The following is a 16,692-nucleotide window of genomic DNA, read 5'->3' as shown; positions in this document are numbered from 1 at the left end:
TGACCAATGCAAGAGGGTATAATACCCACTCGGCATGGAGCCTGTCCAATTCTCAGATGCGATGCGCTTGACCGAGCTGTCAGAAAGTCAGCTCAGGGAGTGGTGTGGCAAACGTGGGCTATTCCAACCGACCACCCCGGCGCGTGGGCCTGGCCGGGTGGCGCTATATTCTTGGCAGGATTTGATAGCACTTCGAGTGTTTAGAGAGATATTTCAGGTGTTTGGTGGACGAGCAAGCAGTTGGCGACTGGCATTGGGGAGCTGCGGAGCTGCTTGGGCGGCCAATTTTTTCCTAATTTGTGGGGGCGGGGCGTGGTCTTTCCGAATCAGAACTCTGCGTACCTGAGCATGTTATCTGCCCTGCCATCAAGCAGCGCTGCGCTGTTCGTCCCGCTTGATCCGCATCTAACAGTCATCTCCAGTCGCGCCACGCCCGAGGAGTTACAGGGGCAGTTGCCACTCGTCACGCAGGTGGGGACCTTGCGATGACCGAAAAATCACTGGGGGCAGAGTGGAGCGAGCGCTTTGGCCTTGCACGTTCCCCGATGTTCGCATTCGAACATTATGGGCCGGAAGGGGAGCATGATGTGCTGCTCGACGGCGGCTACGGTTCATTCGGTCTATCAGTCGTCGAAGAACTGGGAGCACCCGCGGAAGCCGCTGGCTGGGCCTGGTCTAGTGACTTGCCGCATCATGTTACCGTCACGCAAAAAGAGGTGCAGGTCGTACGCTGGGATGCTGCGCGTGACGCACAGGTCTATTCATTGGATTCAGTGTCTCGCGACCTTGATGGATTCTATCGGTATCTTTGCCGTGATCGATTGCGCTCCAACCGAACAGTTGTACAGCACCTGATCACGCTTTTCGGCCGAGTGCGAGCGCTCGTTGCGCATGCGCGCCTGCCGGACGCGCGCGCCATCGATGCTTTTGTGACTGTGTTGGGCGATCTCATTGCTGGCGAGGCAGCTCCTGCCCAGCCCGCCGAGTTCGGGTTACCCGAAGATGCCGAAGAGTTGCGTAGGCGAATAGCTGGTCACTCCTTGGAGGAGGCTTTGCGTGAAATTCGCACGGCTCCCGCGACCTTGTCGATGCTGACGCTTCATCCAAATCTCGCAATTCGGCATGCTGGTGGTCAGTTGTTCCAGGAAGCACATTTTGACTTAGTTCGAGCGCCGCCACCTGATCTCTTCGGCTTTGTTGACGCTGCCACTTCGGATCGTGTTTCGCGCGGCGGAACACACTTCACGCCTCCAGCGTTAGCGCGCAGCATTGTTGATTATACATTGGCTCAAATCACCGATGTCGGTAGCCGCCCGACGCTGACGCTCAGCGACCCCGCATGCGGTTCGGCAGCGTTTCTACACGAGGCATTGCGAGGGCTGCAGCGAGTTAACTTTGATGGCGCGCTCACTATCGTTGGTCGTGACGTTTCACCTCCGGCCATTGCTATGGCGCGCTTCACGCTCACTTTGGCATTGCGTGACTGGACACCAAATGGCGGTGCCGTCCTTGACCTCGCTGTTGAAGACTCGTTGGCGCAGCCGGCGTTCCCTGCTTCGGACGTTACGGTTATGAATCCTCCGTTCATCTCGGTCATCGCCCAAACACCCGAACAGAAGGCTCAATTGCGCTCCGTGGTTGGCGAAAAGGCTGGGGGTCGCGGCGACTATAGTATGGCATTTGTTACCCGCGCGCTCGATTCTATTGCAGAAGGCGGAGCAATGGGAACACTATTTCCCGCAAATCTGCTCACCCATGAAGCTGCAACACCTTGGCGCGAACATTTGGCTGAGGCCGGCGATATTCGGTTGCTGGCGCGCATCGGCGATTTCGGCCTGTTTAGTCAGGCGCTCGTACACGTCGCTTGTGTGGTCCTCGCGAAAGACTCCTCGCCGCGGCAGGAGTTTGCAGCGCTTGTAACGGGTAACGAGCCGGGGGCCACGGGGGATGCCCTGCGAGAATTGCGCAAGACGCACGGCACGGCACCGTCGCGCAGCATTGGCGATAGACAATGGACTTTGTTCTCCGCGCCGGCATCGGTTCTTGAACGCAAGTTTCCGTGGCGGATTCTAACGCCGGAACAGCGCCGGATTATTGACGCGCTGGAAGCCGCTCAAACTCCCACAGTCGGCAGCTTGTTCGATATTTCTCAAGGTGTGCAGGCGGGTAATCTAAAGCTATTCCTTTTTAATGAGGAGCAGTTCCGCCGCTTAAACCTTCCCGCTCGGGAAAAGCGATATTTTCGCGAAGCCCTGATGACCGATTCGATCGAGCACGGACGCATCGTAAAGACTTATCATCTTTTCTTCCCCCACGGCAGCGGGGGGGCATTGTTCGGGGATGATGAAGCGGCGCTCGCGGAAGCGGTGCCGATTTTTTATCAAACAATCCTCAAGCCGAACGAAGCGGTGCTTAAAGCGCGTGCATCTATCGTCCGTGCGAAACGTAAGGATTGGTGGGGGCTAATGCACGCGCGTACCGGCACGTTTGCGCTCGATGATAAGCCACGCCTCATCTCGAAGTTCTTTGGCAGCGAAGGCAGCTTCGTCCTTGACGAGGCGGCGCGCTATCTGCCCTCGACGGGCCATGTCTGGACGCCCAAGCGAGCCGCTCTGCTAACCGCAGAGGAGGCCGACGAGGATGTGGATGAGGGTTGGGCTGAGGGCGTCGGAGAAGCGGCTACATTGGAGGTACTACGCGCCTATGTGGCGCTGTTAAACTCCACGGCTTTTATGCGTTTGGTTGCTTTGCGCTCTGTCACGATCGCCGGCGGCCAATACGATCTCAGCAGTCGTTTCCTTAATCCGGTTCATCTGCCCGATCTTTGGGACAAGGCCGAAAGCCCGCTTTATTCCGATCATGTGCGCAATCTGGCGCGCGCTTCACGTGCCGCCGAGACGGGGCAGATGATCCCTGGCATCAACGTCGATCGCTTAGTCGCGCACCTCTATGGAGTGCCAGAGCTTGGCGAAATCTGAGGCGCCTGAGCCTCAGCTGTCGGTTGCAGCGTTGTTACAGCGCTGTAAGCGTCTCGCGGTAGACTTTGGCGGTGTAATCGGCTTGCCGACCGGCGATCTCGCCTTTGCACCTGAAGTCAGCAGCACTGTAGCCACTATGACGCTCGGGGGCCGGGCTAGTGAAATGATCGCTCGCAACCGTGGCAGATCGCATCGAGTCGTACCGCTTGCTGCTTTAAGCAACGACGTTTTTGTTTGGACGGGATACCGCGAGGCTTGGCAGAAACAAGGGTCTGAGCAGAACTTTCGCTTCGTGGAGGCTGGCTTCACGCTCCATCTTGGCCGCCAGGGAGATGTCACGAAGCCGCAAATTCTTCGGAGCGAATGGGTTGGCCGTCGAAGTCGGGCCTTTGTCGACGTGGCCGGACATCCACATTGGCAACTCGACGTTCTTGAAAGTGCTCGGTCGATTGTTCCCACGGCTACAGTTCGATTCGATGAACCATTCACTTCGCAGTCCGCAGTCGAATTTGACAGCAATGCCATATCCATTGATGGGCCAGATCTACTCATGGGCCTAACGGTGGAAAGCATGCACCTTGCCAGCGCAGCGCTCTGGTGGCGCCCGCCCGGAGGTGGCGTGGCACACCTACCGCAAACTGTAGTTGAACTTGATCGCTGGATACTCGGCTGCGTTGCCTATCTTCGCCAAGAAGCTGCTCGCTGTAAAATTGTTCCTTCTAAATTGGGGGCATGAGCGCTCATCCCGATCGAGTCTAAGTGGGTCACCGAAGGCAGCTTCGCCATATTTCTGGATGAAGCCGTCATTGCTGCCGCAGATGATCTGGATGACATGAACGTCAGTCCGCTAGGGAATATGAGCCGGCCCTTGTTGCGGTAACTGATCGTTCAGCCACCGTTGCTAGGCGAACGGCCCGTATGTCCCAATGCCAGTCAAGAGACTGCCGTCCAAGGGCGCCTAGGATGCTCTCGATGGTGTTTACAACTTCCGACATCCAACATGCCCCCCAAACCCACTAAACCTTCGCCCCAATCGCCCCCATCCGCGCCGCCACGATCTTCGCCGTCTCGGTCGACCGGAGCCGCTCCCCGAAAGCCTTATTCTCCTCCGCGATCCGGCTCGCCAGTGCCGCGCCGTCGCGCATCAGGCGTTTGGTTTCGGCGAAGGCCTGGGCCGGCAGCGCCGCGAAGGCCTGCGCCGCCGCCAGCGCCTCGGCGTCCAGTGCATCGGTCGCGACGACGCGGTTGGCGATGCCTGCCGCCAGCGCCGCCTGCGCGTCGATCGCTTCGCCTAGGGCGAACATCGCCATGGCGCGGGCGTGGCCGAGGCGGGCGGTGAGGAGCAGGCTGGAGCCGGCTTCGGGGACCAGGCCCAGCCCGACGAAGGGCGCCGTCAGGAGCGCGTCTTCGGCCAGCAGCACATGATCGCAGTGGAGCAGCATCGTCGTGCCGATGCCCACGGCACGGCCCTGGACGGCGGCGATCGCCGGCTTGGGGAAGGCGGCGATGGCGTCGATGAAGCGGGGGGCGTTCTCCGGCACCTTGCCCGCGCCCGCGACGGTGGCGAAGTCGAGCAGGTCGTTGCCCGCGCTGAACATCGTGCCGTCACCGCGAAACAGGACGGCGCCGATCGCCGCGTCGCGCGCGGCCTCGGTCAGATGCGCGGTTAGCGCGTCGTACATCGCCAGGGTGATGGCGTTCTTCTTGTCGGGCCGCGCGAAGCTCAGGATAAGGACGCGGTCGGCACGGTCGGCGCGGATATATTCGCTCATGAAGGACTCGCTCGAATGACTATGGCCCTATGCTGTCGTCGAAAGCCGGGCCGGCGTCGAGCCCCCGCGCTGTCCCGCTTGTCGCCGCGCGGCTTGGCGCTGTCCGGCTTGGCGCGGGCCCGAAGGCGGCTATAAGCCCATCGAAGGTTCATCAGGCGGGGCAGGGATGGCGTCGGGCACGCGACAGGACGACAAGGGCAGCGACCGCCGGCGGCAGATATTGGAGATCGCGGCGCAGCTGTTCGCGCGCAAGGGCTTTCGCGGCACGTCGATGCGTGACATCGGCGAGCAGGCGGGGGTACTGGGCGGCTCGCTCTATCATCATATCAAGTCGAAGGACGCGCTGTTCGTCGAGTTGCACAATGCCGCGCTCGACGCGGCCGAGGCGAAGATCGCGGGGGAGATGGCGCTGTATGGCGATCCCTGGGCGCAGCTGGAGGCGGCGTGCGGGGCGCTGCTCGACCTGCAGCTCGATCCCAATTCGCTGACCATGCCGATGATGAACGACTTTCGCGAGGTGCCCGCCGAGGTGCGTGCCGCGCTGATCGAACGCCGCGACCGGTTCGAGACGCTGTTCCGCGACCTGATCGATCGCCTGCCGCTGCCGGCCGATATCGACCGCTCGGTCTATCGCAACATGCTGCTGGTCCAGCTCAACTCGGCGGCGGACTGGTACCGGCCGGGCCGGCTGACCCCGCGCGACATCGCGCGTCAGGTGGCGCTGCTGTTCCGCCATGACGTGGGCGAAGCGCCCCGGGATGGCTGAGTGGCCGAAGGGGCAGGGGCGCGCACATTGCGACTGTAACAGATGTTTGGTATAAGGCGCCAAAGCCATTCAGAGGATGTCCGATGCAGACCTATATCCCGCCGATCGACGACTATAAGTTCCTGTTGACCGAGGTGCTCGGCTTCGACGGCGCCATGGCCGAGATGGGCAAGGAGGTCGACGCCGACCTGGCCGTCGCCGTGCTCGACGAGGCCGGCAAGATGTGCGCCGAACGGCTCCAGCCGCTCAACCGCGAAGGCGACGAGCAGGGCAGCCGCCTGATCGACGGCGTCGTCCACACGCCCGAGGGCTATGCCGAGGCCTATCGCGAGTTCGTCGCGGCCGGCTGGGCCTCGCTGTCGGGCGATCCCGCGCATGGCGGGCAGGGGCTGCCCTTCGTGCTTCAGCTGTGGCTCGACGAGATGATCTCGGCGACCAACCTGTCCTTCGGCCTGTTCCCAGGCCTGACGCGCGGCGCCTGCGAGGCGATCGCCGCCCATGCGAGCGAGGAACTCAAGGCGCGTTATCTCGCCCCGCTCGTCACCGGCGAATGGACCGGCGCGATGGCGCTGACCGAGAGCGGCGCCGGCACCGACCTGGCGCTGCTCAAGACGCGCGCGACGCCCAATGGCGACGACAGCTATGCGGTGCAGGGCACCAAGATCTTCATCTCGTCGGGCGACCATGATTTCGGCGGCAACATCGTCCACCTCGTCCTGGCGCGGCTGCCCGATGCCCCGGCGGGGGTGAAGGGGATCAGCCTGTTCCTCGTGCCGAAATTCCTGCCCGACACGGACGGCAATTTCACGGTCCGCAACGCCATGTCGGTCGGTGCGCTCGAGAAGAAGATGGGCATCCACGCCCAGCCGACCTGCGTGATGAATTATGACGGCGCCACCGGCTGGCTGGTGGGTGAGCCGCATCGCGGGCTCGCCGCCATGTTCACGATGATGAACGCCGAGCGGCTGATGGTCGGCATCCAGGGCCTGGGCATTGCCGGCGGCGCCTATCAGCAGGCGGTGGCCTATGCGCGCGATCGTCTGCAGGGGCGTAGCGCCGATGGGGCTCGCGGGCCGGTGTCGATCGTCGAACATGCCGATGTGCGCCGGATGCTGCTCAACGTCCGCTCCTTCGTCGAGGCGGGCCGCGCGCTGGCCGGCTGGACCGCGCTCCAGCTCGACCGCGCCGCCTCGCACCCCGACAGCGGCGAGCGCGCCAAGGCCGATGCGCTGGTCGCGCTGCTGACCCCGGTCGTCAAGGCGTCCTTCACCGATATCGGCTTCGAGGCGGCGGTGCAGGCGCAGCAGGTGTTCGGCGGCCATGGCTATATCCGCGAATGGGGGATGGAGCAGTTCGTCCGCGACGCCCGCATCGCGCAGATCTACGAGGGCACCAACGGGGTCCAGGCGATGGACCTGATCGGCCGCAAGGTGACGCTGGCCGGCGGTGCGGTGGTCGACGGCTATTTCGACCTGATCGCGGCGGAGCTTGGCGGGGTCGAGACGGCCGAGGCGCGCGCCATGGCGTCGCGCGTGGCCGAGGCGCTGGCTGAGCTGCGGGACATTACCGTGTCGGTGCGCGGCGCGTCGGTCGATGTGGCGGGCGCTGCGGCGGTCGATTATCTCCGCCTGTTCGCGCTGGTCTCGATGGGCTGGATGTGGGTGCGCATGGTCGATGCCGCACGCGGCGACGAACCGCTCCATGCCGCGAAGCGCGGCGTCGGCGCTTATTATGTCCGCCGCGTCCTGCCGCAGGCGCTCGGCCTGGCCGCCGCGATCCGCGAGGGCGCCGATCCGATCCTGGACGTTCCCGCCGAAATGCTCTGAGCGGCCGGGCCGGCGCTGCGTGCGTCGGCCCCGCCTGCCTGTCAGTCGAGCAGCAACTCCCCGAACGCAGCGCGCCAATCCTCGGGCAGCGGCACCGGCCGGCGCGAGGCGCGGTCGACATAGACATGGGTGAAGCGGCCCTGTGCGGCCGGTTCGTCCTTGCCGGCACCGAAGGCCCCGAGCCGATAGGTGACGCTCGACGTCCCGATCTTCTCCACCGCCAGGCCGATCTCGACGATCTCGGGATAGGCGAGCGAGGCTGCGTAGCGACAGGCGGTCTCGACCACGAGGCCGATCGGATTGCCCTTTTCGATGTCGAGCAGCCCGCGCTCGATCAGCCAGGCGTTCACCGCCGTGTCGAACCAGCGATAATGCACGGCGTTGTTGACATGACCATAGACGTCATTGTCCGCCCACAGCGTCTGGATGGATGTCCAGTGTCGATAGGCAGGGCGCGGCGAGAGCGGCGTGCGGTCCATCACTTTTCCTCGGTCGATGTGCCGGGCAGGACGATCTGGCGAATGGCCTCGCCCGCCGCCAGCCGGTCCATCAGCATGTTGATGTCGGCGAGCGGGCTGACCGATGTGAGCAGCCGCTCCACCGGCAGGCGCCCGGCGCGCCAGAGCGCGATGTAGCGGGGAACGTCGCGCGCCGGAATGGCGTCGCCCATATAGCTGCCGATCAGCGTCTTGCCCTCGGCCACCAGCGAGATCGCCGGGATCGACAGCATCTCCTGCGGGTTGGGCAGGCCGACCGTCGCGATGCGCCCGCCGCGCGCCGCCCCGGCATAGGCCTGCGCCAGCACCGCAGCCTTGCCGACCGTTTCGATCACGACCTGCGAACGGGGGAGCGCGTCGATATCGTCGGGCGCGAAGGCGCGGGCGGCGCCCAACTCCAGCGCCAGCGCCCGCTTCTCCGGCGACGGATCGACGACGCAGATGTCGATCGCGCCGCCCGCCACCGCACCCAGCAGCGCAGCGAGACCGACCCCGCCGAGGCCCCAGATCGTCACCGTCTCGCCGGGCGCGAGCCGCGCGCTGTTCCACACTGCGCCGACCCCGGTCAGCACCGCACAGCCGAACAGCGCGGCGATCTCGGGCGGGATGTCGCCGTCGATCTTCACCGCCGAGCGGCGATCGACGACTGCGTGGCTGGCGAAGGCCGACACGCCGAGATGATGATGGACCGTCTCGCCGTCGCGCGACAGCCGGCTGCCGCCGTGCAACAACTCGCCGCGACCATTGGCCGCCGCCCCGCGCGGGCACAGATAGCCGCGCCCCGACGCGCATTCCTCGCAGGACCCGCAGGCCGGCAGGAACACGAGGACCACCCGGTCGCCGATACGGAAGTCGGGATCGCTTGCGTCTCCCAGGCCGACGACGGTCGCGCAGGCCTCATGGCCCAGCGCCATCGGCATGGGACGCGGGCGGTCGCCATTGATGACCGACAGGTCCGAATGGCAGAGCCCCGCCGCCTCGATCCGGACGAGCAACTCGCCGGGACGGGGCGGGGCGAGGTCCAGCGCGTCGAGCCGCAGCGGCCGGGACGTCGCGAAGGGCGCTTCACTACAACCGCAACCGTCGAGCGTTGCTGCCATAATCGTCATGGTCATCGGGCAGGGCCTCCTGTCGAAGACCCTTAGAAGCGCAGCGCCGATCTTCCTAGCCGGAGGCCGCTCCGCTGCGCGCTATCCCCGATGCGATGGTCAGGTAGTAACCGTAATCGTCAGCTTCCTGTCAGGGGGATCATCTAGCGGTCGGGGAGATGATGACCAAAGCGGGGAATTGCTGATGACTATGATCGATCGCGAGACGGACGCACTCGACGCGCTGTCCGCCGTCGCCAAGGCGGCGCTTTTTAGCAGCAGCGATGATAGTGAAGGCGGGTCGGACAATGACGACCCTCAAGATGATGTCGAGGATGATCGCGACGACGACGACCGCGATGGCGACGGGTCCGATGACGATGTGGTCGATGGGTCGGACGATTCCGATGTGGAAAATGGCGGCCTCGGTGACGACTCGATCCTCGGCGGCGGCGGTGACGACGATCTCGGCGGTGATGATGGCGACGACGACCTCGAGGGCGAGGACGGAGACGACAGCCTGTCGGGTGGCCTCGGCAGTGACAATCTCGGCGGTGGGCGCGGCCGCGATCGTCTGCGGGGCGACGACGGCGACGACGATCTGAGCGGCGGCGACGACGACGACGATCTCGAAGGCGGCGAAGGCGGCGACCGCCTCGACGGCGGCAGCGGGCATGACGCCCTCTATGGCGGCAATGGCCGCGACACGCTGATCGGCGGCAGCGGCAACGACCATCTCTATGGCCGCAGTGCCAGTGGTGGCGCCGACGATGCGGACAGCCTGTCGGGCGGGGACGGCTCCGATTATCTGCAGGGCAATGCCGGGGCGGATACGCTCGTCGGCGGTTCCGGCTCCGACCGGATCAACGGCGGGGCGGACAGCGACTCCCTCTCGGGTGACGCCGGCAATGATCGCCTCAACGGCAACCTCGGCAATGACACATTGTCGGGCGGCGTCGGCGATGACAGCCTGCGCGGCGGCAAGGGGGACGACCAGCTGAACGGCGGAGACGGCGCGGACGAATTGCGCGGCGATCTCGGCGTCGATCTGTTGTTTGGCGGCGATGGTGCCGATGTCTTCAAATATTCGTCGGACTCGGCGCTCTATTCGGGCAGCGGGATCGAGACCATCGGCGACTTCCAGCATGGCATCGATGAAATCGACCTGGATTTCGATCCCGCAGCGCTGCTGACCGCCACGGCGGCCGATCTGACCACCGCGCTGACGGCCGCCCAGGGGGCGATCGATGCCAATGTCGGCAACAGCGAGGTTGTTGCCGTTACCGTGGGTGTCGACACCTATCTGTTCTTCTCCGGCAGCGGGGCGGGTGCCATCGACTCTGCCATCAAGCTGGCGGGGGTTACCCCCGGGCTCGTCGATCTCGGCGACTTCGACTGACGGCGAGGGAGCAGCTCGGCTGCTCCCTTACCTCCGACGGCAGATATGTCTGCCGAAACCCTTGTTCCAGGCTTTGAAAATCGGCCGCGCTTGCCCTCGGGCAAGGGCGGCTTCGCTGCCCGAGTGCCAGCGCGAAAGCGCTTGAGTACCAAGTGAAAGGAATATATACCCACCAGTATGAATCAGCGCTGAAGAGTAAGGCAGCGGTTCATCCGATTAGGGGAGGCCAGATGAAAATCCATCTTCGTACCGTCCGCAATGCGTCGCTGGCCATGCTGGTCATGTGGCCAGCGATCGTCAGCGCCCAGTCGGCCGCCAAGGCGCCGGCCGAGGACGCCGTGGCGGATGCCGCCGAGATCATCGTCACCGCGACGCGCCAGAACACCGCGCTCAGCCGCGTGGCCGCCGCCGTCAGCGCGGTCCGCGCCGCCGACATCGCGCCGGGGGGCGTGCAGAATATCGGCGATCTGCAGGTCGTCGTCCCCAACGTCTCGATCGGCGACCAGTTCGGCGTGAACCGGACCTTCATTCGCGGCGTCGGCCTCAACAATTTCGACGTCGGCGGCGAAGGTGCCGTTGCGTTCCTCCAGAATGGCGCGATCCTGCCGCGTCCGGCGCAGCAGCTCAGCGGCTTCTTCGATCTCGAGCAGATCGAAGTCCTGCGCGGTCCGCAGTCGATCCTCTACGGTCGCGGCGCGACCGCCGGTGCGATCAACATGGTGACCGCACGTCCGAAGGAAGAGCTGGAAGGCTATGTCCGGGCGACCTATGGCAATTACAACGCCAAGATCCTCGAAGCCGCGGTCGGCGGTGGCCTGTCGGGCGACAAGCTGCTCGTCCGCGTGGCCGGCAAATATGAGAAACGCGACGGCTACGGCAAGAACATCTTCACCGGCGCCGAGGTCGACGACCGCGACGCCTATTCGCTGCGCGGTACCGTGATCGCGAAATTCTCGGAGACGGTCACCGGCACGGTCATCGTCGACCATTTCAAGGAAGACGACAACAACTATGCCTTCCACTATTTCGGCCCATCGGTCGTTCCCGAGACCGGCCTGCCGCACAAGCTGATCGGTGGTCGGACGATCATCGAATTTTATCAGGCGCGCGGCGAGAAGGTGAACCTGCGCAACATCTATTCCGACCAGGAAGCGATCAACAAGCGCGACGGATATGGCTTCACCGGCCTGCTCGACTGGGATCTGGGCGCGGCGACGGTCAAGTCGACGACCGCCTATCGCAGCTTCGACCGCTTCCAGCGTGACGATCTCGACAGTTCGCAGGTCAACCTCGCCGGACGCAACGACTATGTCGAGAAGAGCCGCTCCTTCAGTCAGGAGTTCACGGTCAACTATCAGGGCAATGGCTTCACGCTGCTTGGTGGCGCGATGTACCTGCATGAGAAACTGACGGGCTCGGTGCTCGTGCCGACCACCAATCTGGGTGTCCTGTTCGGCCTGCCGGCCAACACTTTCGACAATGGCGCCTATGAGCAGAATGGTGTCGTCAAGATCGATGCCGTTGGCGTCTATCTCCAGGGCGCGGTCGATCTGAGCCCGACCCTGAAGCTGACCGCCGGCGCCCGCTATAATTATGAGCGGCGCAAGGGCGACGGCTTCTTCCGCTTCGACGCGATCGGCATCAACATCCCGACCGATGAAACCAAGGGCTGGTCGGCGCTCACGCCGAAGCTGCTGCTGGAATATCGCCCGACCGACACCACGATGCTCTATGCCAGCGTGACCAAGGGCTTCAAGTCGGGCGTGATCAATGTCGGCAGCGCCGATCCCGCGATCAACCCGGAAACGGTCTGGAGCTATGAAGGCGGCTTCAAGCAGCGCTTCGCGGGCAATCGCGTGATGCTGAGCGGTGCGATCTTCTATTATGACTACAGCAACCTGCAGGTCAGCTTCGTCAACGCGAACAGCATCGTCCAGACGATCAACGCCGCGACCGCGCGCAACTATGGCGGCGAGCTCGAACTGGAAGCGAAGGTCACGCCGCAATTCTCGGTCAACGCCAACGCCTCCTACCTCAACGCCAAGTTCACCAAATTCTGCAACGCTTATTATGGCGCGGCCTTCCCGGCGCGTCCGGGCATCTCCTATGCGCCGTGCCCCGGCCAGGCCGGCCTGGTCGACCTCAGCGGAAACCGTCTCCCCAACGCGCCGCGCTATTCGTTCGGCAGCGGGTTCAACTGGGACATCCCGATGGGCGAGGCCAAGATCAGCCTCGGCGGCGACATGAAGTACCAGTCGAAGGTCTTCTTCAGCGAATTCAACAACCGCGACGCGGTGCAGGGCTCCTATGTCCTGTTCAACGCCAGCGCCGCCTATCATTCACCGAACGACCAGTGGACGCTGACCGGCTGGGTGAGGAACCTGACCAACAAGTTCATCATCGCCAACAACATCATCGCGGCGGCGACCTACGCCTATCCGCGGGTCGGATCGCTGATGCCGCCGCGCACCTATGGTGCGACACTCGGCTTCAACTTCTGAACCAAGAGGGGCGAATCGAAAGGTTCGCCCCTTTTTCTTACGGAAGAGAACGGGCGGCAGGATGGACAGCTTCGCGATCGGCAAGATCCAGGTGCACCGGATCGAGGAATGGGCGGGCCCCTTCGCGCCGCCATCCGAACTTTTCGCGGGCTATGAGGAAGCGAGCTGGGAACGCCAGCGCCCGGAGTTCACCCCCGATTATTACGATGTCGACAGCGGCAAGGTCTTCGGCTGCCTGCAGAGCTGGGTGATCGACACCGGCAGCGTCCGCATCCTGTTCGATACCGGCGCGGGGAACGATAAGGACCGCCCCAATCTGCCGATCTTCGGCAATCTCCAGACCGATTTCCTGGGGCGCCTCGCACGGGCGGGCTATCAGCCCGGGGATATCGACATCGTCGTCTGCTCGCACATCCATGTCGACCATGTCGGCTGGAACACCCGGCTCGTCGACGGGCGCTGGGAGCCGACCTTCCGCAATGCCCGCTATGTCCTGCCGATCCGCGACCGCGACTATTGGGATCCGCTGATCGACGGCGCCGGACCGCAGGGCATCGGCGCGCTGGTCAACGCCAATATGTTCGAGGACAGCGTGCGGCCGATCCTCGATGCCGGACGCGCCGAATGGGCCGACGAGGGTTTCGAGGTCGTGCCCGGCATGATCCTGCGCTGTCGCCCGGGCCACACGCCGGGTAGCATGTCGCTGCACGTCGCCTCCGATGGCGAGAAGGCTATGTTCGTCGGCGACATCGTGCACCATCCTGCGCAGGTCTATCGTCCCGACTGGAACAGCATCTTCTGCGAGGACCAGGACCAGGCGCGCGAGACGCGGCGGACCCTGCTCGAGGAAGCCGCGCGTGAGGAAGCCTTGCTGGTTCCGGCGCACTTCGCAGGCAGCCACGCGGCGCGTGTCGTGCGCGACGGGAAGGGCTTTCGTCCGGTACTGACCGGTCTGCTGTAACGAATTGGGCGGTCGCGTGATGCGGCCGCTGCTCAGGACGCCTGGGCGAGCCCTGTGCCGCTCGTGCGATCCACACCCCAGGCCTTCAGTCGAGCCTCCCCGCCTTCGCCCGGCAGGCCGGGTGCCGAGGAAATCTCCGCCGGCGTACGGCTGAGACGCGGGGCGGGCGCCGGCTGCAACTCGCCGTCGACCGCGACATGCACCTGCCGCTCGACATTGGCCGGGTGCTCCAGCGCTTCTTCGGGGCTCAACACGGGGGTCACGCAAGCATCGAGCCCGTCGAAATGCGCTACCCACTGATCGCGGCTACGCGCACGCACGATGGGTTCGATCCGCGCGGCACGTTCGGCCCAATGCGAGGGATTCAGATGGTCGCCGAACTCGGCAGGGTCGAAGCCCAGGCCGGTCACGAAGGCCGCGTGAAATTGGGGTTCGAGCGCGCCGACCGCGATGAAACCACCATCGGCGGTCTCGTAGCAGCGGTAGAAATAGGCACTGCCGTCGAGCACATTGCCGCCGCGCCCTTCATGCCAGCGGCCCATGCGCGACCAGGCGAAGATCTGCGTCAGCAGCAGCGAGGCCCCGTCCAGCATCGCCGCATCGACCACCTGGCCGCGTCCGCTGGTCGACCGCTCGACCAGCGCCGCCAATATCCCCGACAGCATCATCATGCCGCCGCCGCCGAAATTGGCGGCGAGGTTGATCGGCGGCACGGGCGGGCCGTCATGCGGCCCCATCAGATAGAGCCCGCCGGTCAGGGAGAGATAGTTGATGTCATGGCCTGCCTTGTGCGCCAGCGGGCCGGTCTGGCCCCAGCCGGTCATGCGCGCGTAGATCAGCCGCTGGTTGAGGCTGGTCAGCCGGTCGGGGCCGAGATCGAGCCGTTCCATCGCGCCGGGGCGAAAACCCTCGACAAGCACATCGGCCTTGCCGACCAGGTCCAGCGCCAGAGCGAGATCCTCGGCCGACTTCAGGTCGAGCTCGATCGAGGGACGGCTGCGGTTGAGATAATTGTGCCTTTCGTCGCCCCCGCCAAAGGCCTGGGCGCCGCGCCGGTCGATGCGCAGCACCTCGGCGCCCATGTCGGCCAGCATCATGCAGACGAACGGGGTGGGGCCAAGGCCTGCAAACTCGACGACGCGAATGCCCGCCAGCGGTCCGGTCATGCGGGCTGTCCGATCATCTCGGCCCTGATCCTCTTCTTGTCGATCTTGCCGGTCGCACCCAGCGGGATGCGATCGACGAAACGAACCTCGTCGGGCATCCACCATTTGGTGATGCGGCCTTCGAGATGGGCGATCACCTCCCCGGCGGTGGCGGTGGCTCCCTCGCGCGGTTCGACGATCAGCAACGGGCGCTCGCCCCAGCGTTCATGCGGCTGGCCCACTACGGCGGCATTGGCCACGGCCGGGTGGCTCATCACCATATTCTCGATCTCGATCGACGAAATCCACTCGCCGCCCGACTTGATCAGATCCTTAGACCGGTCGGTGATGCGAACGAAGCCATGTTCGTCGATCGTGGCGACATCGCCGGTGTCGAACCAGCCATCGGCGTCCACTATGTCGGCGTCGTGCCGGAAATAGGCGCCCGCGACCGTCGAGCCGCGCACCATCAGATGCCCCGGTGTCACCCCGTCGTGCGGGACGATTTCGCCATCCTCGCCCTTCAGGCACAGGTCGACGTCGAACATCGGCCGGCCCTGCTTCAGCGCCTGCGCGCGGCGCTGTTCGGCGGGCAACGCGGCCGTGGCGACGGTGGGGCTGGCTGCCGTCGCGACCGGCGAGGTCTCGGTCATGCCCCAGGCATGGACGACTTCCACGCCATGGTCATCTTCCAATGCCTGCATCAGCGCTGGCGGACAGGCGGAGCCGCCGATCAGGACGCGCTGGAGCGTGCCCAGCGAGCCACCGCTGCGCGCCAGATGCTGGAGCAGTCCCTGCCACACCGTGGGTACGCCGGCGGCGAAGGTCACGCCCTCCTCGTGGATAAGGCTTTCGAGCGAGGCACCATCGAGACGGGCGCCCGGCATCACCAGCTTCGCGCCCGAGGCCGGCGCCGAGAAGGCGATGCCCCAGGCATTGGCGTGGAACATCGGCACGACCGGCAGGACGACGTCACGTGCCGAGAAATTCATGAAGTCGTGCTGCAGCGTCGCCAGCGCATGGAGATAGTTGGAACGGTGCGAATAGAGCACGCCCTTCGGCTGTCCGGTCGTGCCCGAGGTGTAACACAGACCGCAGGCCGCGCGCTCGTCGATCCCGACCCAGTTCGCCGCCGTCCCGGCTTCGCGCAGGAAGGCCTCATAACCGATCGTGGGGAAGGGGGCGTCCTCGGCCGAACCGTCGGGGAACAGTATGACCTGTTCGATCGACGGACAGTGCGGAAGCACCCGGGCAAGCAGCGGGATGAAAGCGGCGTCGGCCAGCAGGATGCGGTCGCCGGCATGGTTGATGATATAGACGATCTGCTCGTCGAACAGGCGCGGATTGACCGTGTGGCAGACGGCGCCGATGCCCATGACCCCATACCAGGCCTCGACATGGAGCGCATGGTTCATCGCCAATGTGGCAACGCGGTCGCCCTCGACGATGCCGCGCCCCAGCAGCGCCGACGACAGCAGGCGGGCGCGATGGGCGATGTCGGCATAGCTGGATCGCTCGGTCTCGCCGGTCACGGTCCGCGAGACGACCGGCGTCGTCCCATGCCAGCGGGCGGCGAAGTCGATGAAGCGGTCGACGGTCAGGGCATGATCCTGCATCAGCCCGGCCAGCGTCACCTTCTTCGTCATCGCCCCCGATCCTCCCTGGCGCATCATCGTCGCCCGCCGCGCGAAGCCAATCGCCTACCAACGGGTATTATGGCCGTCAAGCAAGCCACAAAGCCCGCACTTAATAACGGTCC

Annotated in this window: 12 protein-coding genes; 7 read left to right on the top strand and 5 right to left on the bottom strand. The window is 64.7% G+C overall.

Going from position 1 to position 16,692, the window contains the following annotated elements; translation table 11 throughout:
- Positions 1-485: 485 nt before the first annotated feature.
- Positions 486-2,978: an N-6 DNA methylase gene (locus ACNI3R_RS11215; RefSeq protein WP_426183268.1), complete on the top strand. Its 2,493-nt coding sequence runs from the start codon at positions 486-488 to the stop codon at positions 2,976-2,978.
- A complete protein-coding gene (locus ACNI3R_RS11210; RefSeq protein ID WP_426183266.1) occupies positions 2,965-3,714 on the top strand; it encodes a hypothetical protein in 750 nt (249 codons plus the stop codon). Before ACNI3R_RS11215 ends, ACNI3R_RS11210 begins: the two co-directional genes overlap by 14 nt.
- A gap of 280 nt (positions 3,715-3,994) precedes the next feature.
- Here the strand turns inward: ACNI3R_RS11210 and ACNI3R_RS11205 are convergent, their stop codons facing one another.
- Positions 3,995-4,750, bottom strand: a complete 756-nt coding sequence (locus ACNI3R_RS11205) for an enoyl-CoA hydratase-related protein (protein WP_426183264.1) — start codon at positions 4,748-4,750, stop codon at positions 3,995-3,997.
- 166 nt (positions 4,751-4,916) lie between these two features.
- On the opposite strand from ACNI3R_RS11205, the gene ACNI3R_RS11200 reads away from it, so the two are divergent.
- Together ACNI3R_RS11200 and ACNI3R_RS11195 are read left to right on the top strand one after the other, a co-directional pair.
- Complete coding sequence (locus ACNI3R_RS11200; RefSeq protein ID WP_426183262.1) at positions 4,917-5,516, top strand: TetR/AcrR family transcriptional regulator; 600 nt, start codon at positions 4,917-4,919, stop codon at positions 5,514-5,516.
- 83 nt (positions 5,517-5,599) lie between these two features.
- Complete coding sequence (locus ACNI3R_RS11195; protein ID WP_426183260.1) at positions 5,600-7,342, top strand: acyl-CoA dehydrogenase family protein; 1,743 nt, start codon at positions 5,600-5,602, stop codon at positions 7,340-7,342.
- Positions 7,343-7,383: 41 nt separating this feature from the next.
- Here the strand turns inward: ACNI3R_RS11195 and ACNI3R_RS11190 are convergent, their stop codons facing one another.
- Together ACNI3R_RS11190 and ACNI3R_RS11185 are read right to left on the bottom strand one after the other, a co-directional pair.
- Positions 7,384-7,821 carry an acyl-CoA thioesterase gene (locus ACNI3R_RS11190; protein WP_426183258.1) on the bottom strand — a complete coding sequence of 146 codons (438 nt, stop codon included), beginning with the start codon at positions 7,819-7,821 and terminating at the stop codon, positions 7,384-7,386.
- On the bottom strand, positions 7,821-8,954 hold the full coding sequence (locus tag ACNI3R_RS11185; protein WP_426183256.1) for an alcohol dehydrogenase catalytic domain-containing protein: 1,134 nt from the start codon (positions 8,952-8,954) through the stop codon (positions 7,821-7,823). The genes ACNI3R_RS11190 and ACNI3R_RS11185 overlap by 1 nt, the downstream gene beginning before the upstream one ends.
- A gap of 178 nt (positions 8,955-9,132) precedes the next feature.
- On the opposite strand from ACNI3R_RS11185, the gene ACNI3R_RS11180 reads away from it, so the two are divergent.
- The 3 genes from ACNI3R_RS11180 (at position 9,133) to ACNI3R_RS11170 (ending at position 13,788) form a co-directional block, all read left to right on the top strand.
- Entirely contained in the window at positions 9,133-10,326 is a 1,194-nt protein-coding gene (locus ACNI3R_RS11180) for a calcium-binding protein (protein ID WP_426183254.1), read from the top strand.
- A 230-nt stretch (positions 10,327-10,556) separates the two neighbouring features.
- A complete protein-coding gene (locus ACNI3R_RS11175; RefSeq protein WP_426183252.1) occupies positions 10,557-12,827 on the top strand; it encodes a TonB-dependent receptor in 2,271 nt (756 codons plus the stop codon).
- A gap of 61 nt (positions 12,828-12,888) precedes the next feature.
- Positions 12,889-13,788 carry an MBL fold metallo-hydrolase gene (locus ACNI3R_RS11170; RefSeq protein ID WP_426183250.1) on the top strand — a complete coding sequence of 300 codons (900 nt, stop codon included), beginning with the start codon at positions 12,889-12,891 and terminating at the stop codon, positions 13,786-13,788.
- Between the two features lie 32 nt (positions 13,789-13,820).
- Here ACNI3R_RS11170 and ACNI3R_RS11165 read toward each other — a convergent pair whose 3' ends face one another.
- Positions 13,821-14,954 (bottom strand): CaiB/BaiF CoA transferase family protein, encoded by a 1,134-nt coding sequence (locus tag ACNI3R_RS11165; protein WP_426183248.1) that lies wholly within the window; start codon positions 14,952-14,954, stop codon positions 13,821-13,823.
- Positions 14,951-16,579 (bottom strand): long-chain fatty acid--CoA ligase, encoded by a 1,629-nt coding sequence (locus tag ACNI3R_RS11160; RefSeq protein WP_426183246.1) that lies wholly within the window; start codon positions 16,577-16,579, stop codon positions 14,951-14,953. Before ACNI3R_RS11160 ends, ACNI3R_RS11165 begins: the two co-directional genes overlap by 4 nt.
- Positions 16,580-16,692 lie beyond the last annotated feature (113 nt).

This window comes from Rhizorhabdus antheiae, assembly GCF_049889055.1.
Lineage (GTDB): Bacteria > Pseudomonadota > Alphaproteobacteria > Sphingomonadales > Sphingomonadaceae > Rhizorhabdus.
This window is presented reverse-complemented; position numbering and strand designations above follow the sequence as displayed.